This is a genomic window from Dyadobacter arcticus (genome assembly GCF_011762185.1).
Lineage (GTDB): Bacteria > Bacteroidota > Bacteroidia > Cytophagales > Spirosomataceae > Dyadobacter > Dyadobacter arcticus.
Genome location: NZ_JAASQJ010000003.1, coordinates 576,386 through 595,073, shown reverse-complemented (window position 1 = coordinate 595,073; position 18,688 = coordinate 576,386). Strand labels below are relative to the sequence as shown.

General features: G+C 44.0%; 16 protein-coding genes. 8 read left to right on the top strand and 8 right to left on the bottom strand.

The features are described from left to right. Together FHS68_RS16010 and FHS68_RS16005 are read right to left on the bottom strand one after the other, a co-directional pair. Positions 1-1,290, bottom strand: a complete 1,290-nt coding sequence (locus FHS68_RS16010) for a M43 family zinc metalloprotease (protein ID WP_229211923.1) — start codon at positions 1,288-1,290, stop codon at positions 1-3. Continuing rightward, positions 1,271-2,218 carry a PhoH family protein gene (locus FHS68_RS16005; protein WP_167271888.1) on the bottom strand — a complete coding sequence of 316 codons (948 nt, stop codon included), beginning with the start codon at positions 2,216-2,218 and terminating at the stop codon, positions 1,271-1,273. Before FHS68_RS16005 ends, FHS68_RS16010 begins: the two co-directional genes overlap by 20 nt. 247 nt (positions 2,219-2,465) lie before the next feature. On the opposite strand from FHS68_RS16005, the gene dnaB reads away from it, so the two are divergent. Beyond that, entirely contained in the window at positions 2,466-4,082 is a 1,617-nt protein-coding gene (gene dnaB / locus FHS68_RS16000; RefSeq protein WP_167271886.1) for a replicative DNA helicase, read from the top strand. Between the two features lie 53 nt (positions 4,083-4,135). On the opposite strand, the gene rlmD is transcribed toward dnaB, so the two are convergent. Continuing rightward, entirely contained in the window at positions 4,136-5,533 is a 1,398-nt protein-coding gene (gene rlmD / locus FHS68_RS15995) for a 23S rRNA (uracil(1939)-C(5))-methyltransferase RlmD (protein WP_167273304.1), read from the bottom strand. Between the two features lie 63 nt (positions 5,534-5,596). Here rlmD and FHS68_RS15990 point away from each other — a divergent pair, with 63 nt between their 5' ends. After that, complete coding sequence (locus tag FHS68_RS15990) at positions 5,597-7,804, top strand: T9SS type B sorting domain-containing protein (RefSeq protein ID WP_167271884.1); 2,208 nt, start codon at positions 5,597-5,599, stop codon at positions 7,802-7,804. A 578-nt stretch (positions 7,805-8,382) separates the two neighbouring features. On the opposite strand, the gene FHS68_RS15985 is transcribed toward FHS68_RS15990, so the two are convergent. Further along, positions 8,383-8,838 (bottom strand): SRPBCC family protein, encoded by a 456-nt coding sequence (locus FHS68_RS15985; RefSeq protein ID WP_167271882.1) that lies wholly within the window; start codon positions 8,836-8,838, stop codon positions 8,383-8,385. 107 nt (positions 8,839-8,945) lie between these two features. Here FHS68_RS15985 and FHS68_RS15980 point away from each other — a divergent pair, with 107 nt between their 5' ends. After that, on the top strand, positions 8,946-9,392 hold the full coding sequence (locus tag FHS68_RS15980) for an SRPBCC family protein (protein ID WP_167271880.1): 447 nt from the start codon (positions 8,946-8,948) through the stop codon (positions 9,390-9,392). A gap of 48 nt (positions 9,393-9,440) precedes the next feature. Here FHS68_RS15980 and FHS68_RS15975 read toward each other — a convergent pair whose 3' ends face one another. Then, positions 9,441-11,558, bottom strand: a complete 2,118-nt coding sequence (locus FHS68_RS15975) for a Tex family protein (RefSeq protein WP_167271878.1) — start codon at positions 11,556-11,558, stop codon at positions 9,441-9,443. Positions 11,559-11,656: 98 nt separating this feature from the next. On the opposite strand from FHS68_RS15975, the gene FHS68_RS15970 reads away from it, so the two are divergent. The 3 genes from FHS68_RS15970 to FHS68_RS15960 all read left to right on the top strand — a co-directional run bounded on the left by FHS68_RS15970 (position 11,657) and on the right by FHS68_RS15960 (position 13,913). After that, positions 11,657-12,349 carry an MBL fold metallo-hydrolase gene (locus tag FHS68_RS15970; RefSeq protein ID WP_167271870.1) on the top strand — a complete coding sequence of 231 codons (693 nt, stop codon included), beginning with the start codon at positions 11,657-11,659 and terminating at the stop codon, positions 12,347-12,349. Positions 12,350-12,481: 132 nt separating this feature from the next. Further along, entirely contained in the window at positions 12,482-13,387 is a 906-nt protein-coding gene (locus tag FHS68_RS15965; protein WP_167271869.1) for a helix-turn-helix transcriptional regulator, read from the top strand. Between the two features lie 70 nt (positions 13,388-13,457). Next, positions 13,458-13,913 (top strand): SRPBCC domain-containing protein, encoded by a 456-nt coding sequence (locus FHS68_RS15960; protein WP_167271867.1) that lies wholly within the window; start codon positions 13,458-13,460, stop codon positions 13,911-13,913. An 8-nt stretch (positions 13,914-13,921) separates the two neighbouring features. Here the strand turns inward: FHS68_RS15960 and FHS68_RS15955 are convergent, their stop codons facing one another. The 3 genes from FHS68_RS15955 to FHS68_RS15945 all read right to left on the bottom strand — a co-directional run bounded on the left by FHS68_RS15955 (position 13,922) and on the right by FHS68_RS15945 (position 16,690). Beyond that, positions 13,922-14,155 (bottom strand): hypothetical protein, encoded by a 234-nt coding sequence (locus tag FHS68_RS15955; RefSeq protein ID WP_167271865.1) that lies wholly within the window; start codon positions 14,153-14,155, stop codon positions 13,922-13,924. A 64-nt stretch (positions 14,156-14,219) separates the two neighbouring features. Next, complete coding sequence (locus FHS68_RS15950) at positions 14,220-15,446, bottom strand: RsmB/NOP family class I SAM-dependent RNA methyltransferase (protein WP_167271863.1); 1,227 nt, start codon at positions 15,444-15,446, stop codon at positions 14,220-14,222. A gap of 14 nt (positions 15,447-15,460) precedes the next feature. Continuing rightward, on the bottom strand, positions 15,461-16,690 hold the full coding sequence (locus tag FHS68_RS15945) for a GAF domain-containing sensor histidine kinase (RefSeq protein ID WP_310588583.1): 1,230 nt from the start codon (positions 16,688-16,690) through the stop codon (positions 15,461-15,463). Between the two features lie 461 nt (positions 16,691-17,151). Between FHS68_RS15945 and FHS68_RS15940 the strand changes: the two genes are divergently transcribed. Further along, on the top strand, positions 17,152-17,553 hold the full coding sequence (locus FHS68_RS15940) for a DUF2147 domain-containing protein (protein WP_229211922.1): 402 nt from the start codon (positions 17,152-17,154) through the stop codon (positions 17,551-17,553). 94 nt (positions 17,554-17,647) lie between these two features. After that, on the top strand, positions 17,648-18,661 hold the full coding sequence (locus FHS68_RS15935; RefSeq protein ID WP_167271859.1) for an LLM class flavin-dependent oxidoreductase: 1,014 nt from the start codon (positions 17,648-17,650) through the stop codon (positions 18,659-18,661). Positions 18,662-18,688 lie beyond the last annotated feature (27 nt).

Sequence of the window (18,688 nt, the reverse complement as noted above, 5' to 3'; positions counted from 1 at the left end):
TTACCTTACAAGAAAACTCTTGGTTATCGTTTGACTAGCGCTCGAAACCTTATAGTAGTACAAGCCGCTTGGGAAATTTTTAACGTCGAGCATTGTGCGGTTAACAGCTTCATCCACAACCTTTTGGCCGCGCTGATTAAAGACTGTTACGGTAAAGACTTCAAAATTGGGCGTGAAAATATTTGTGAAAAGAGTCCCCTGAACGGGATTAGGATAAAGATCGACGATCACATTATCGCCGGTGATCCTGGAAAATTCAACCAGTTTAGCCCTTCGCGGACTCAATTCCAGTACGGCATGCATTCGCTCTTTCTGATCATTTGTAAAAACGCTCATGCAAGCGTCCGGAGAGTAATCCATGTAATTTTCAATCATATTTCTGCTTACAGTACCTCTGCATTCCGAGAAAACCGGCGTGCAGGAAACATCTGTCGTTTCATTTTTGGTATTTGCAGTCGGAGTATCATTGCAATAATCGGTTCCGCAAGTCCGGTCGCCCCAAATGTGGATTAGACCGAGCCAATGGCCTACCTCATGGGTCGTTGTCCTGCCCAGGTTGTAAATTTTGGTTGTAATTACCTCCGAATCCCTCCCGAAGTACCGGTAATCAATGATCACTCCATCGGTAAGCGCATCCAGCGCCTCGTCTTCGGAAGTAGCAAGTCCGCTGGTTTTCGTGTTGATTTCAGTCACCACCGGGAATTGGGAAGTTCCAAGATAACGGTCGGTAAGCCTGCAAACCCAGATATTAAGGTAACGATTGGTAAACCAAGCCGGTGAGATCCTAGCTAGCTCGTCAGCATCGGCGATCGGGCTGAACTGGGCGGTTTCATTGAAAGTACGGAGCACGGTAACCAGCTTAAATCTGATTCCGGTATCCACGCCAAGCGAATCCGTGTAAAAGCCTTTGTAGCCCGAGGTATTGCCATAATCCTCATTTAATACATCAATTTGGCTCTGAATTTGCTCCTCGGAGATATTGATGTTTCCGGCTCCGCCAATGGCCATATCTTCCTTACTATGAACGACATGTACAACCACAGGGATGGTGATAATGTCGTCAGCAGATGCTCTCAGACTTGTTCGGTTAAGGGCGATATGGTTCCGGATCAGTTCTTCGGCATTGATGCGTGCATTTAGCAATCTTGGATTTTTTGAAAGTCTAAGCGAGTCGCGCTGCGTTTCTGCGCAGCGAATCATCAGGTCATCCGGATTTTGCGACGCGGCTAACGTCGCAAAACCTGCGATCAACATCCATGTAAGCAGAAACTTATTGCTCAGATTTTTCATACGCTGCAAGAATGTCCCTAACCAAACGGTGCCTCACCACGTCGGATCCATCCAATTCAACAAAACTAATTCCTTTGATTCCTTTTAAGACATGCAATGAATCGATCAACCCTGACCTGAGGTTTTTCGGAAGGTCTATCTGCGATTTATCGCCCGTAATGATCGCCTTCGAACTTGGCCCCATCCTGGTCAGGAACATCTTCATTTGCATTGGGGTTGTATTTTGCGCTTCATCCAGCAGGATAAATGCATTATTTAGCGTCCGTCCACGCATGTATGCCAGTGGCGCGATCTCAATGACCCTGCTTTCCAGATATAATTTAAGTTTTTCCGGAGCGATCATATCATCCAATGCATCATATATAGGCCGCAGATATGGATCAATCTTTTCTTTCAAGTCACCAGGTAAAAATCCCAGGTTCTCCCCTGCTTCAACAGCCGGACGGGTAATGATAATTTTCCGTACTTCTTTATTTTTCAAAGCCCTGACGGCGATTGCCACCGCTGTATAGGTCTTTCCGGTACCAGCCGGCCCTACAGCAAATACGAGATCAAATTTCTCTGCCTGCTCCACCAACAGTTTCTGGTTCTTGGTTTTTGCTTTAACCACCAGGCCCTTGTTTCCGTAAACGATAACGTCATCATCATTTTCCCCATTGGCGACGGGCCCCTTTACCAAACCATTCAAATAGCCCTTTACATTGTCGTTGGTGATTTTCCCGTAACGCTGGTAATGTGCCAGGAGGGATTCCATAATGTCCGTGATACGGATGATTTCGGGGGCAGTACCCTGGATGCGGATCTCGTTACCGCGAGAAATGATTTTACTTTCGGGGAAAGCGGCGGCAACTTCTTTAATATTCGAATTGTGAATACCCAAAAAATCCACCATTGATACGTCTTCGAGCGTGATGATTTTTTCCAGCAAATGAATTAAAGTTTAGTGTTTCTATATTTCTTGTAAAATTTAGTAATAATAACCAACATTTATAAAAGATAGATTTAGATTTTTCAATAAGCGGGGTAAATCTATCAGTGGAAAATTAACATCTTCTGATCAACTGTTTCATTATCAGACGCACAGCAAAAAGTCCTCATTTTTGAAAATATTTATTGTTCCAAGATCGTCGCTCTTCCTTTTCCGAACGCCCTTCAATGCTTAACTTTGTCTTAATATGGAAAACGACAAGGCACCCAATTACTCCACAAAGACAGGAACAAAAACTGGTAACAATCAAAAGAGGCCATACGGTACTCGAACACCAGCTATCGAACAGACTTTCAGCAAGTTACCTCCTCAGGCGATTGATCTGGAAGAGGCTGTTCTGGGTGCTTTAATGATCGAAAAGGATGCTCTAACCGCAGTTGCAGATATCCTCCGGCCCGATACTTTTTACAAGGAAGCGCACGTCCGTATATACACTGCGATCATTACTCTTTTTGCGGATTCTGAACCGATCGACATGCTTACCGTCACCTCCAAATTGCGGAGCATGGGCGAGCTTGAACTGATTGGAGGCGCCTCTTATATTATGGAATTGACCAGTAAAGTCAATTCTGCCGCTAACATTGAATTCCACGCCCGGATCCTGTCCCAGGCGTTCATAAAGAGGGAGCTTATTAAGATTGCTTCGGAAATCCAGCGCGAGGCTTTTGAAGATACAACGGACGTTTTCAAGCTTCTTGATAAGACCGAACAAGCCATGTTCGAGATCTCCGAATCCAATATCAAGAAAAATTATGCGGATATGGGTTCCCTGATGCGTCAGGCATTGGCTGAACTTGATTTGAAAAAGAATAATAAAGATGGGCTTACCGGTGTGCCGTCCGGTTTCAGCGCGCTGGACAGATTAACTTCCGGCTGGCAAAAAACCGAATTAATGATCCTCGCCGCCCGCCCGGGTATGGGAAAAACCGCTTTTGTGGTTTCCTCACTCCGAAATGCGGCGGTTGATTTTAATATGCCGGTAGCTATTTTTTCACTTGAAATGTCGTCCGTGCAGCTTGTCAATCGATTAATTTCTGCTGAGGCCGAAATTGACAGCGAGAAAATCAGGAAAGGAAGCCTGGCACCGCACGAATGGGAGCAATTGCACCATCGGATTCACCGGCTGACCAATGCACCCATTTTTATCGATGACACCCCCGCCCTCTCCATTCTCGAATTACGCGCCAAAAGTCGTCGGTTAAAAGCCCAGCACGACATTCAGATGATTGTGATTGACTACCTTCAGTTAATGACAGGAGATACAGGCGGAAAAGGAGCGGGAAACAGGGAGCAGGAAATTGCGATGATTTCCAGGTCTCTCAAAAATCTCGCAAAAGAACTGGACATACCAGTGATTGCTCTGTCACAGCTTAGTCGTGCCGTAGAAACCCGCGGTGGTGAAAAACGTCCCCAGCTATCCGATTTAAGGGAATCTGGATCTATTGAGCAGGATGCAGATATGGTCATGTTCCTCTACCGTCCCGAGTATTATAACATTACCGAAGATGAAGCAGGGAATTCCACCGCAGGGATCGGAGAAGTAATCGTAGCCAAAAACCGTGCAGGTTCCTTGGATACCGTTCAATTGAGGTTTATTGGAAAATATACCAAGTTCACTGACCTGGATTCAGGTTTCAATACCGTTCCTTTTTCGGGCGACCGACCAATTCCTACCCCAAACAACCCCATTTCATCATTTGAAAGTCAGGGTAAGCCCAATCCGGCCAGCGGAACGCTCAGGAGCAGGGCTAATGATTTAAGTAATTTTGATTATAAGGGGCCTGACAGCGAGCCACCTTTTTAGACTTCGACTGCGCTCAGTCTGACAATGCCTTGTCAGACTGAGCGCAGTCGAAGTCACTTCCTTACCAGCAAAGCCACATTCTCAACATGATGTGTATTGGGAAACATATCTACCGGCTGAACTCTTGTAACTTCATATTGTTCAGACATTAACGCCAAATCCCGCGCCTGCGTGGCTGAGTTGCAACTCACGTAAACGACGCGGTTTGCACCCGCTTTCAAAATTGTTTCCACAACAGGAAGATCCATTCCGGCACGGGGTGGGTCGGTGATGATCACATCCGGTTTGCCGTGTGTTTTCAGAAAATTTTCATTCATAATGCTCCGCATATCGCCTGCAAAAAAGGAAGTATTGGTAATGCCGTTCAATTCTGAATTCCTGCGAGCGTCTTGGACAGCCGCCTCTACATATTCAATCCCAATCACCTTTCTCGCCCGGCGGGCTACAAAATTCGCGATAGTACCGGTTCCAGTGTATAAATCATACACATATTCATTGCCCGTCAAGCCTGCGTATTCCCGGGCTACATTGAAAAGCTGGTAAGCCTGCTCTGAATTGGTCTGGTAAAACGATTTCGGCCCGACCAGGAATGTCAGGTCTTCCATCGTTTCACGAATAAATGGTTCGCCCGCATAATGCACAACATCCTGGTCCTGGTAAGAATCATTGCCTTTTAAATTCACAATATAATTAAGCGACGTAATTTCCTCATGCGTTTGATGCAGATACTCCATTACCTCCGCAATGTGCTCGTCGTGTTGCTGACCGAATTGCACAATCACCATCACATCGCCCGTATTGGCCGTGCGGACAACCAGATTTCTTAAAACACCCACATTAAAGCGAACATCATAATGTGGTATCCCTTTCAAATCGCCAAAATGGTGCAATGAATTGCGAATGGTATTGGAAGGGTCGGATTGTAAATGGCAGTGGTCTACGGTGAAGATCTTGTCAAACCTTTTTGGAACGTGGAAGCCCAGCGCGTTCTTGGAAAACGCCTGGCCCGAATCCATTTGCTCTTTGGTTAGCCAGCGCCAGTTTGAAAAAGTAAATTCCAACTTATTGCGATAATATTTCGTCCTGGGAGCAGCCAGAATCTGGTTTATCTCAACATGCCTGATCTTTCCAATCCTTTCAAAATGATCAATAACCTGCTGCCTTTTGAATTTAAGCTGGTGCTCGTAAGCGATATGCTGCCACCGGCAACCACCGCAAACCGTATGATGAATACAATACGGATCCGTACGTAAAGGGGATAATGTGTGAATTTTCGTGACGACTGCTTCCTTTAATTTTTTCTTGGTTTTTACAACTTGCAGGTCGACGATGTCACCGGGGGCTACGTTCCCTTCCACGAAAATCACACCGTCTTCTGATTTAAAAATACACTTGCCTTCTGCGGCAAAATCGGTAATTTCAACGTACTCGTATATGTTATTGTTAGGCATATTTCTCATTTCATTTACTAATTCCAATATCCTATCGGATTAATTTTACAGCTCCATTTTCTCATGAAAAAACGGTTCATCTGCTTTATTTTGATGCTGTTTGCCATTACCCAGGCCCAAGCTACACACATTGTCGGCGGCCAGCTCTTCATCACCGAAAATCCAAATAGCGCTTATAACTACAACATCGGTCTTACCATGTACTTTGATGCATTAAATGGTAATCCCGGGGCCGAGGATCCGAGTGTTAACATATACGTGTTTCGAAAAAGGGACAACGCGGCGGTCGGCTGGCTTGAAGCCCCAAAAATAGAACGAAAATCGGTCACGTACGCAAATCCGCTTTGCGGAATATCCACGCTGCAAACTTATATGATTACTTACAGCGCCACGGTGAGGCTCGATGCGGCTAGCTTTGACGATGCCCAGGGCTACTATATGGTGTGGGACAGATGCTGCCGGAATGGAACGATTACCAACATCAAAGCGCCCGGTGATGCAGGTAGCCTATTTTATCTTGAATTTCCTCCATTGGTAAAAAACAATGTGAGCTTCAAAAACTCTTCGCCTGTTTTTCCGGCGATCAAAGGTGATTATGCCTGCGTGAACTCTCCGTTTTTTTTCGACTTTGGTGGCGACGATGCAGATGGAGACAGCCTGACCTACACCATTGTAACGCCCATGCAGGGATTTTCGGACAAAGCCAATCCAAGTATTCCGGGCCGGGGCTCTTCCAATTATCCACGCCTTGATTGGATCGATGGCATCAACGTCGCCAATGTTATCCCCGGTCCACAGCCGCTTCGGGTTAACGCTTCTACGGGAATGCTCTCGGTCACTCCGGGAAGCGTGGGGCTTTATGTTTTTGCAGTTCAGGTAGACGAATATCGAAATGGCGTTAAAATCGGCTCGGTTACGCGCGACTTTCAATTGAAGGTTGTAGACTGTCCTAAAATGGAAGCACCGAAATTGTTGTTCAAACCAAAGGGAAAAACAACATACTATGCTGAAAATGAAATTATTACAATCAAAAAAGGCGACCCTAATTGTTTTGAGGTTATTGTCACCGATCCTACCATTTTTCAGCTGATCAAAGTCAATGGAAAGGCAGTAAACAGTTCGAAAGATTATTTCACATTGTTGCCCGCTGAATTTCGTACCAGCATTGTAAATGATACCATGCGGTTTCAAATTTGTCTGGATGAATGTTTTGTGACGTATGACAACCGGCCAATCAAAATTGAATTGATCGCCGAAGATGAAAGCTGTCCGATTCCACTGACCGATACGCTAAATATTTTCATCCGACGGGAAAACAGCGGTAACAATGCACCAAAAGTTACAACATCTTTGCCGGGCGACTATGTACATGTGACCGCAGGTATGCCCGTAACATTCATCGTATATGGGAAAGACGCGGACAAGGATAACCTCATATTGTCCGGACGTGGGCGAGATTTCAATATGGGCGATATGGGCATGAATTTCGCTTCAGTAAATGGCGTTGAAGCCGTGCAGCAGAATTTCACCTGGACGCCTCCCTGCAATGCTAAAAAAGGCGATACCCTGGCTGTCGATTTCAAACTGGAAGATATGCGATGCGAAGGTAACCCGCTGCCTGTGTCCAAACCTGTGTTCTTTATCGTAGACCAATCCCCGAACAACCCGCCTACTGTTCACACTTCGCTGACTATTCCGGAAATAACCTATACCATTGGAAGTCCTCAAGGCATTTCCTTTGATGTTCTTGGCGCAGATCCGGACACCAATACGATTTCATTATCTGCGGCTGGGCGTGGCTTCGATATGGGAGATGTGGGAATGATCTTTGAAGGAAAATCGGGGATCAAAACCGTGACTTCCCCCTACTCCTGGAATCCTGAATGCGCGCTGTTAAACGGCGAAGCCGAACAGGCTTTCCTTGTTGATTTCATCACGATGGATAAGAGCTGCGCTTCTGCAAGCGACACCACAACGGTTAAGCTAATTGTCAAAGAAAATGGTGAACAACCTTTTCCTGAATTCCCCAACGTGATCACCCCCAATGCGGATGGTAAAAACGATTGCTTCGTATTTCAGGAATTACCGCAAGACCAATGCGATGATCGCTTCAAAGACATTACGATTTTTAATCGCTGGGGTAAACAAGTTTATTATTCAAAAATCCGCCCTAACGATTGGTGCCCTACCAATATTTCCGGAGGCTACTATTACTACCTGATCCAATATACCCGGCGGTCTTACAAAGGAGGTTTGACGGTGTTGAAATGAGTATTAGGTTTGTTAATAATACCAGACTTTCGATAAAATTAGATAGTATCAAAAGGTTTATGCTTTTAGTATTTTGAATACTTTCTACTTTAATTGAAAGTATTCCAAGAAATATTAATATGAAATGAAAGTGAAATATCGAAATAACTATTTGCATGATACTTTTAATTCGCTCTGTAAAAACAATAAGCTGTTTATGCAGACTATTATCAAAAGTTCGTAAATAATTTTCCGTAAAATACATTTAATATTTTTTGATTTGTTTAAATGTATAATAAGTAAGAGATTATCCGACATTTGTTACATACCATAAGTGTTACACTTTAAGTACTTGTGATAAGCGCTGAAAGCAAGTTTAGTTATATACTTTGAAAACTTTCTTTAAAAGAGCATCGTGTAAAAAGAATAGTACTTAATAAAAGGTTATTACATTTATTAAGTACTATTTTTTTAGTATAACACATTGATTTACAGTAAAATGAAAGATTTGAGTATTTGCCTAGCTGAGCATAACTGCTTATTCTTTCAACCTGTTTACGTTTCTCGCTAGCTCTATAAATCTCAGGTTAACATAATTGCTAGCCAGGAAACCGCGCGGTGAGTACCTTTTTACGATAATCAAATATTCCCTGCACTTCACCTTGCACAAATAAGGCGTCTACCCAATTGCCAAGAAAGCCAAATGGAATCTTATAATGCAGGATATCCTCCATGAATGTTCCGTTTTCAACAGCTGTAAACCGGTGTTGATGGTGCCAGAATGCATACGGTCCAAATCGCTGTTCATCCACAAAGTATTGTTTATCGACAACATGCGTAATTTCTGTACACCACTTCAACGGGATTCCCAGCACAGGCTTGACGATGTAACGAATGATTTGGCCCGCATACATTTTGTCAGCGCGACTTTTGGAAGTAACTACAAAATCCATATGTGGCGGTGTTATTTCTTTAAGGTTTGCCGGATCGGAGAAAAAGGTCCAGGCTTCATCCAAAGAAATGGGAAGCGTCTGGGTATAATATAATTCTTGCATGAATGAGTTTGTTTCTATCGTCTGTTAAATATTCGAGCCAGCGTCGTGACATTGTCCTGATTGGCACGATTTTCTCTGTTTTCCTGACAGACTAATTTTTAGAGCTGATGAACCGAAAACTGATTGCAACTACATCCATATCGATCTACGCAAGTCCACCTGATGTCTGGAAAGCATTAATCGATCCTGAAATCGTCAAACAATATATGCATGGAGCTATTGTCAGCTCTGATTGGCAAATAGGAAGTCCGATTACATTCAATGGAGAGTGGGATGGAAAAGCTTATGAAGACAAAGGCACAATCCTGGAAATAATTCCGGAAAGGGTCCTTGGATTTAGTTTTTGGAGCCCGCTTTTTGGTACCGATGATTTTGAGGATAATTATATGCACGTGACTTACCACATCTCCGAGTTTGATGACGAAACGACTCTCACCATTACGCAGGATAATTTGGAAACCGATGAAGATGTCGTGAAAGCGGAAGATAACTGGATGAAAGTCGGGAGAAATATTAAGAACATCCTGGAAGAAAAAGCCAAGCACGTTTTGTAAATATCAAATGTCGCCCTTTGGCCGGACGCTACGCTCAGGGTGGCATTTTTACAATTTCATACTCAGTGCAATTCGCTTTCTTGCCAAATCAACCTCGGTAACTCTTACCTGAACCTGTTGCTGAAGTTTGACCACCTCATTGAGATCTTTTACAAATTTGTCGGCGAGTTGAGAAACGTGAACCAGGCCATCCTGCTTTACACCGATATCCACGAATGCACCAAAGGCAGTAATGTTAGTTACTAATCCTGGTAGTATCATCCCCACCTTTAAATCCTCCGGCTTTCGCACCGAACTTTCAAACTCAAACTTTTTCATTTCTGTTCTTGGGTCCCGAGAGGGTTTTTCAAGTTCAGACAGAATGTCTTTTAATGTTGGAAGACCGACTACATCCGAAATGTACTTCTCGGGCCTGACTGCCTTTCGCAACTCCGCCTTTTGCATCAAATCCTTTACGGACGAACCTGCATCCTTGGCCATCCGCTCCACCAAGTCATAGCGTTCGGGATGTACTGCGCTGTTATCCAAAGGGTTAGATCCATTTTCAATCCTCAAAAAGCCGGCAGCCTGTTCAAAGGCTTTCGAACCGAGCCTGGGCACTTTTAACAATTGTTGACGTGTTTTAAAATTTCCGTTTTTAGTCCGAAAATCCACGATATTCTGCGCCAGAGCGGGTCCCAGGCCCGATACATAGCGCAATAAGTGCTTGCTCGCAGTGTTGAGATTTACGCCTACGGAATTTACACAGCTTTCCACGACTATATCCAAAGCATTTCGCAGTGAATTTTGGTCCACATCGTGCTGGTACTGACCAACTCCAATAGATTTTGGGTCAATTTTAACCAACTCGGCCAGCGGGTCCATCAACCTGCGACCAATAGAAACCGATCCCCGGACAGTAACATCTTTATCCGGAAATTCCTCGCGCGCCACATCCGAAGCTGAATAAATGGAAGCACCTTGTTCACTTACCATGAACAGCCCGATATCATTCGACTGCCCCGACCCTTCCAAAACCTTCTTCACAAAGTCTTCGGTTTCCCGTCCTGCAGTACCATTACCCACGCCAATTGCTTCGATTTTAAATTTTTTGATCAGTTCCGCCAGTTTAGTCTGCGCTTCATTGGCCCTATCGAAAGGATAAATCACCAGATCCGCCAAAAGATTTCCCTGGCTATCCAAAACCACTACTTTGCAACCCGTCCGGTAACCCGGATCAATGGCAAGGACATTTTTCTGTCCGAGCGGAGATGCCAGAAGAAGCTGACGCAAATTTTCCGTAAAGACCTGGATAGCAGCGATATCCGCTTTTTCCTTGGACAAATTACTGAATTCAGTTTCGATAGAGGGTTTTAATAATCGCTTGTAAGCGTCCCCAATGGCTTCTTCCATCTGATCCTTACAAGCCGTTGGGCCCTTCAAGAATAGCCTGTCCAATGATTCCAGCGCCTGGTCTTCATCGGGCGAAATATCGACGCTCAGAAAACCTTCCTCTTCCCCCCTTCTGATCGCCAAAAGTCGATGCGACGGAATACGGGAAAGTGGCTCAGAAAAATCGAAATAATCGCGGTATTTGCTTCCCTCTGCCTCTTTTTTCTTCTTAACCTTGGCCGTAATGATCGCTCCACGCTGGAAAGTGTTCCTGATCCGCGTCCTAGCCTCCTGATTTTCGTTGATCCACTCCGCAATGATGTCACGCGCTCCTTGCAGCGCATCACTCACCGACACTACCTGATCCGTCAGGTACGACGCCGCCCTACCTTCCGGATCGGTCTCTATACCCGTGAAAATCAGCTGTGCAAGAGGTTCCAAGCCCTTTTCGACGGCAATGCTGGCGCGGGTTTTTCTTTTTTGTTTGTAAGGCAGATAAAGGTCTTCCAACTCCGTGAGTGAAAAGACACCTTCAATTTTTCTCTTCAAATCAGGCGTCATTTTGCCCTGATCCTCAATGCTTTTCAAAATCGCCTCTCTCCGCTTCTCTACTTCCTGCTGTCTATTCCAGGATTCCTTTATAGCCCCGATCTGCACTTCATCCAACCCGCCCGTTGCCTCTTTTCGGTAGCGGGAGATAAACGGAAGCGTTGCACCTTCCTCGAATAATTGAATCGTGTTCCGGACTTGCTTCTCGGAAATGCTGGTTTGCTGCGCAATGAAGTTGTAATTCATAAAGGGTAGCGGCTATTAATGCCAACAAATAAAACGGGTTTTTGTAGCTTTAAAAACTAAATTCCGTTCAACCTTCGAATCTAAATCCCGGACCTGACATGAAACAAGTATCCGAACACGTTTACCAAATTTCGTTGGGTGAAGTAAATGCCTTTGTCATTGAAGATAATGGCCTGACATTGGTTGATACCGGCAGTAAAAATAGTAAGGACAAAATTTTTTCGGCCATCAAGAGGGCTGGGAAAAATCCCGACGACATCAATAAGATCATCCTGACAAATGCCCATCCTGATCACAGCGGCAGTGCCGCCGATATTAAAGGAACATTGGGAATACCCATTTATGCACATTCCGAGGATGCTGCATTGGTTGAAAAAGGAATTGGCGGCAGGTTACCGCACCATCCGTCGCCAGGAATTATCAACTGGATCATATACAACGCATTGATAAAACGCAGTCCCAATGAAACGGAGCCATGTACCATTGCTTACCGCATTTCGGATAACGACATACTGCCAATCGCTGGAGGTATTCAGGTCATTCACACGCCCGGACATTCCAAAGGGCATGTTGCGCTTCTTGTAAAAAGCGACAGCGTTCTGATTGCGGGCGATATTTGCGCTAATTTGATTGGACTTGATTACTGTACTATTTACGAAGACCGTCAGCTAGGGATAAAAAGTGTTTTAAAAGCGGCTGATTTTGAGTTTGATATCGCGGTGTTCGGGCATGGAAGTCCACTGAAAGGTTCTGCCAATGCAAAGTTGAAACAGAAATTTGCCAACTTATGACAATCATTCCCCAACAATTCCTCCCTAATTTCAATGTTCTCAAAACAGAATGTTTCGCATTGTTCCTCGATACCCGACCGAACGGAACCGGCAAAAACATATAGCCCAATATGCAAAGATTTTAGAATACAAATGGAGGAAAGGATATCAAGGCAATTCGAGAAAGGTAAAATGACTGGCGTCATCTGGCAATGCGACGGAATCCGCATTGGACACAGCATTTCTACATTCACTGAGCTGACCAGTTTCGCCTCAAAAAGTGCCAGTTCCGACGTTGTCCGCATGCATTTTGGTGTAAAAGGTGATTACATGTTTTCTTACAAACAGCTTAACACGACTTTCGACCTGGTTGGTGGACACCATAACATCATGTATTCCAAAGAGTTTGATATGGTGGTTTACAACAAAACCCTGGAATTGGAAACTTTTGGCGTGCAATTTCCTAAGGACATTTTTATACAATTCACCCAGAACGCCAGCGAGGGTTTGAAACGTTTTTCAGATCAGATCATCGCAGGAAAAAGCGCCATTCTTTCAAATAACTGGGGCGCGATAGATTCAAACATCCAGCAAGTTCTCAACCAGATTATTCATTGTAAGTACTCCGATCAGCTGAAAAAGCTGTTTTTATTGTCAAAAAGCATTGAATTGCTGGTCTTATGCGCTGATGGCTGCGGGTATTCGGAAAATAAAACAGAGCTTTTTATAAAAAGCAAAGCAGATAAAGAGAAGATCATTGCCGTGAGGGACCTGATCAACGAGCGGGTGCATTGTCCGCCTAACCTGTCCGAAATATCCCGTTATGTGGGTTTAAACGAGTACAAACTGAAAAAGGGGTTTAAGGAAACATTCAATAACACCGTTTTCGGATACCTGACGGACCAAAGGCTTACCCTAGCGCGTCAGTACCTGCTTGATAGCCAACAAACTGCCGCAGAAATTGCATTACAGCTGGGTTATGCAACGCCTCAGCACTTTAATAATGCATTTAAGAAAAAGTTTGGGATTACACCCTATTCGGTTAGAAATAATCCGTAATACGCAACCTTGACCCGGATGGAACAGGCTAAGTTTACATCATCATTCTAACATCAAACGCTACAAACCTATGGCAGAGCCACTTATTATCAGAAACAGTATTACAATCGCCGCCCCGGTTGAAAAAGTATGGGACGCACTAGTCAATCCCGAGCAGACCAAGCAATATATGTTCGGTTGTGAAACTGTATCCGATTGGAAACCAGGAAGCGAATTGCTTTGGAAAGGTGAATATGAGGGAAAAGAAATGGTCTTTGTGAAAGGTGAAATCATTGAAATAGATCCCCCTAAATCACTGATATACACAACCATAGATCCAAATTCTGATATCGACGATACTTCCGAAAACTACCTCAAAGTCACGTATGAACTTATTCCCGATGGAGAAAGCACAGTTTTTAATGTTTCGCAGGGAGATTACAGTACTGTGGCAAACGGAGAAAATAGATATCAGGATTCTTATAACAACGGCGAAGGCTGGAATCCCATTTTGGTTGAGATCAAAAAATTGGTAGAATCAAACTAGCAAGTGTTTCAGGGATTTTCCGCCTCTATTTCCCCCACTTCCCTCTCATCAATGTCCTCAGCCGGGATGTCGTCATCCATATTTGTACCCGTACTCACCTCTGGCGCGTCCGTTCCTGGGACAATTGGTGTCGGGTTCATGGGTGCTTGCTGGCCCGGCTCGGGATAACTTGGTGAAGGAGGCTGGGTGCCAGGCATTTCGGCAACCAAAATTGCGGATAAGTCTATGATTTTGAATTCCATGTGATGAAAAGTTAATTCAACTCATTAGAATAAAAATCGTACCGAATATGGATTCGACCAGATATTATTTCTTCCTTTCGAGCAAAGCCATGTAAAATCCATCGAAACCCACTTCTGAAACGGAAGTGCGGTACTCGGAAATAAACTTCCAGTCCTTGCGTCGCGATTTCATAAACTTCTTCACTTGTTCTTCGGATTCAGAAGGCAGGATACTACACGTAGCATATACCATTTTGCCCCCTTTTTTCACCATGCCCGAATAAGTGCTCAGGATGTTCCATTGCACATTGCGGATATTGGTAAGAAAGTCGGGTTTCAATTTCCACTTGGTATCGGGATTTCTCTTCAAAACACCTAAACCAGAACATGGGACGTCCAATAATAGCCGGTCCGCAGTTTCGGAAAGGGTTGTAATGATTTCCTCGGACTCGATATGCATCGTTTCAAGATTGGTAACACCATTTCGCAAGGCTCTTTTCTTCAATTCACCCAGTTTCGGGTCATCAATGTCCATTGAGAGTACCGACCCGGAATTTTGAAGTAGTGCAGCTATATGCAGACTTTTACCACCTGCGCCCGCACAGGCATCTATTATGCTCATACCAGGATTGATATCCAGGTAAGGCGCGATCATTTGTGATCCTGCATCCTGAATTTCAAAGAATCCCTGCTTAAATGCATCATTATTATGCATGTTCTGACGCTTTTTCAGTATCAAGGCGTTGGAGTTCTGAGCTACCTCCATCAGATTTTCAGCCCCCAAAATGCCTTTCACTTCGTCTGCACTACTTTTCAGTGTGTTAACCCTCAGTACGATAGGTGCTGGCCTATTCAATGCAACCAACTGCTCCGACCATTGACTTCCTAATTCGCTTTCGCCGAGATCGTCCAGCCAATCCGGAAGAGACTGCGCAATTTTTCTGATTAGCAGTCCCTCCTGATATCGTTCCTCGACGCTGTCTGCATTGATTCCTTCAAATTCAGGCCACTCGGGAAGTATTTCGAAGTTTTCACCGTGAATATGATGCGTTTTAATGATCATCCACACACCTGCAATTCTCCACAAATCTTCGCTATAAGAAGCTTTTTCTACCTCAGCAGCATATTTTACCAGCCGCCACCACCGCACGATCTCGTAGGTGTTTTCTGCTATGAAAGCCCGGTCGCGCGCGCCCCACTTCTTATTGGATTTCAATAGCTGTTCAACAATACGGTCCGCCTGGCGGTGTTTGACAAAAATTTCCTGAAGCGCCTCCACGATGGCAGCGACAAGCCCTTTATACAATTTCAATGCTATATTTTTTTCTAATGAAATTTCTGAGGCAAATCTATCTCAAAAGTAGCACCATTTCCCAATGTGGAACTAACTACCATTTTGCCATCCAGATTTCCAACAAGATGCTTCACCAGGGCCAAGCCAAAACCATAACCCTGCTCACCGTCGGTTCCATCTGTGGATGAGGCAGTTCCGGCTGAAATAGCACGAATGTTCTCTTTACTCATTCCCACTCCGCTGTCTGAAACGACAATCCGAAGGTTTGGCCCGCCCGCATCGAGCATGAGGCTCAGATCTACATGAACCCTACCGGAGTCAGGGGTAAATTTCATTGCATTAGAGATCAGGTTACCTGTGATCTGCAAAAGCTTATTCTTCGAAAATGAGATCATTTCGGTCGGCGTACTGATCCTTACCTGGAAGTCAATTCCCTTATGTCTAGCCTGCGGACTATAAAGCTTATCTAATTTGTTCTTAAAAACGCTGAGATTAAAGCCCGAACTTTCTGTTAAAGCCACTGCTGTTGAACCGGAAGACTCTTTTTTATGCGAGCTTAAAATTTCGTCCGCGAGATCCAGGATCGAATTTCCGCTTTTATAGATTAGATTAATAAATTCCAGGACTTCATCCATCTGATTCGTCTCGCCCTGGTCACGTATAATTTGTGCAAGACCGATAATGCCGCCCAGAGGCCCTCTGATATCATGCGCCACCTTCTTTTGCGTCTGCTTGGCCTCAATTAGCTTGGCTTTCAGGCTTTCCATAACCCTTTGCGTTTTTAGCCGGCTGACAATTTCGTCTGCAATAATCTTCATCAGTTCAATCTTTTCAGGATCGAGCGTAATGTGTTCATTATCAAGAACGCAAAGTGCACCAATATTCAAGCCGTTTCCGGCACGGAGCGGAATTCCATAATAGTATCGGGCATTTGGCTCACCGGTAACGTAAAATTTATCTTTAAACCGGTCGTCCGAACTCAGGTCAGCAACTTCAAAATGGTCGGTTTCCATGATCGTGTATTGGCATACCGAATCCTCGCGCAACATTTGATCCAGATCTAAGCCATAGTTCGATATAGTCCATTGGGTGAGAGAATCGATCAGGTTAACAAGCGAAATCCGTGTTCCGGTGACCTTTGCAGCAAGTTTCGCAAGGTCTTTAAAAGTTTCCTGATGGTCGGAGTAATCGATATCATATTCGGAGAGGCTTAGAAGCCTTTCCATTTCATTAGCAGGTACTGTTGGCACTAGACTGGTCACAAATAGAGTGGTTGATAGATAGATTTTGAACGCAAATAAATTTAAACTAACAATTAATTCTATACAAAACCTTAAACTTAGTTAAATAGTTTTTCTAGTAACGCCATCGAAATTAAAATCTTGAAATAATTCTGTTTCCTTATCCGATATCATTTGTATATTGTATTAGCATAACTTAAACACATTTAGCACTTATTGAAGCGTCAATAAAATCATAAATAATCCTAACGATGTAAAATTTCGATTCTAACATTGTTATTTATAATAACATCGTAATAAGTACTGATTTGAGCGCCGAGATTAGCCTTTTAATCTAAATCAGCCTTATAATAACATTTTTACAATTAAATTCAAATTTGAACATTTTCGAGAATCAAAATTTAGTCGGTATCACGGACACCATTAAAATCAGGATGTACAAAATTATTTTTACAATATTTTTTACCTTTTGCTACTCATTATTGGCAGCGCAAATTTCCTCATCAGATGCCATTCTTGGCGAGTGGATGAATGAAGAAAAGGATACCAAAATAGAAATCTATAAAGTTGGCACCGAATATTTCGGAAAGTTACTTTGGTCAGAAGATATGCTTGAAGCCGACGGGATTACCTCTAAAAAAGACACGCAGAACACGAATGAGAAGCTACGCGGCCGTAACCTGTATAATGTCAATATACTTCACGATTTCGTCTATACAGAAACTGCCTGGGACAATGGAAAAATGTATGATCCTAAAAGCGGTAAAACCTACAACTGCATCCTGAAATTGCGTGAAAAGCTACTGGAAATACGAAGTTATGTTGGTATTCCGCTATTTGGCCGGTCTACCTATTGGCAACGTTCCCCAAAGGATCCTCTATAAATCGGTTACTATCCTGAAAGAAAGCACATTTCCCGACTGAGAAGGAATACAAAGTGCAAGTGGGTTGTTATCCTTCAAACAGGTTTTCAATTCAATGAATCATATCAAATTAGGCGTACTGGACCAATCCATTGTAAGACAGGGATCAACAGTTCAGGAGGCCATTCAGGAGACAATCGAAACTGCCAAACTGGCTGAAGAACTGGGTTATAGCAGGTTTTGGGTATCAGAACATCACAATTCCACATTTATAGCAGGCTCAACGCCGGAAGTACTGATGGTGAAGCTGGCCGATTCGACCAGTCATATCCGGATTGGCTCCGGGGGCATTATGCTTCCCAACCACAGCGCATTAAAAGTCGCGGAGAATTTCAGAATGTTGGAAACATTGTTTCCAGGGCGAATAGACCTCGGAATGGGCCGGGCTCCCGGCACTGACAGGATCACATCGTCATTGTTAAACCCGTCAAACGATTTTAGCGAAACAAGCTATTTGCGTCAGCTGGAACATTTACAGCACTTTTTTAGAGATACTGCTGGAACCGAGCGCGGCTTTATATATGCAACACCTCAGTCGCCGACTATCCCCGAGCAGTGGATTTTAAGTTCGAGTGGAGGAAGCAGCAACATCGCTGCCCGATTTGGAATGGGATTAGCAGTCGCGAAATTCATCAATGGATTTGTCAGACCCGATGTTGTGGAAACATATCGCAGGAATTTCAGGCCTTCGGATCAGAATGAACATCCGCATGCGATCCTTTCGGTGTTTGTGTTATGTGGAGAAACCGAGGAAAAAGCGGCTGAGATGCGTAAAATGATGGATTACATTCTGGTTGAATTTGAAAAAGGGAAATTTGGTCCATTCCCCGACGCGCAAACCGTCAAGAATTATCGCTTTACGGTTGGTGAGCTGGAACGCATTCGGTATAACAGCGGTCGTATTATCTCTGGTACGCAAGACTCTGTAAAAGAACAACTTACTGATCTTGCTAACGCATTCGAACTAGATGAAATCATCATTTCGACCATGGCAGACTCTGCTGAAAACAGGGTCAGGTCATTTCAATTGATTTCCGAAGCATTTAATTTGAGAGAACCGGTTCTTTAAGATTATTTTTGCGCAGGACATTTTACC

Coding starts and splice junctions, on each gene's coding strand:
- FHS68_RS16010 (WP_229211923.1), bottom strand. CDS start 1,290: ATGAAAAATCTGAGCAATAAGTTTCTGCTTACATGGATGTTGATCGCA.
- dnaB (WP_167271886.1), top strand. CDS start 2,466: ATGGAAAACGACAAGGCACCCAATTACTCCACAAAGACAGGAACAAAA.
- rlmD (WP_167273304.1), bottom strand. CDS start 5,533: ATGCCTAACAATAACATATACGAGTACGTTGAAATTACCGATTTTGCC.
- FHS68_RS15990 (WP_167271884.1), top strand. CDS start 5,597: ATGAAAAAACGGTTCATCTGCTTTATTTTGATGCTGTTTGCCATTACC.
- FHS68_RS15985 (WP_167271882.1), bottom strand. CDS start 8,838: ATGCAAGAATTATATTATACCCAGACGCTTCCCATTTCTTTGGATGAA.
- FHS68_RS15980 (WP_167271880.1), top strand. CDS start 8,946: ATGAACCGAAAACTGATTGCAACTACATCCATATCGATCTACGCAAGT.
- FHS68_RS15975 (WP_167271878.1), bottom strand. CDS start 11,558: ATGAATTACAACTTCATTGCGCAGCAAACCAGCATTTCCGAGAAGCAA.
- FHS68_RS15970 (WP_167271870.1), top strand. CDS start 11,657: ATGAAACAAGTATCCGAACACGTTTACCAAATTTCGTTGGGTGAAGTA.
- FHS68_RS15965 (WP_167271869.1), top strand. CDS start 12,482: ATGGAGGAAAGGATATCAAGGCAATTCGAGAAAGGTAAAATGACTGGC.
- FHS68_RS15960 (WP_167271867.1), top strand. CDS start 13,458: ATGGCAGAGCCACTTATTATCAGAAACAGTATTACAATCGCCGCCCCG.
- FHS68_RS15955 (WP_167271865.1), bottom strand. CDS start 14,155: ATGGAATTCAAAATCATAGACTTATCCGCAATTTTGGTTGCCGAAATG.
- FHS68_RS15935 (WP_167271859.1), top strand. CDS start 17,648: ATGAATCATATCAAATTAGGCGTACTGGACCAATCCATTGTAAGACAG.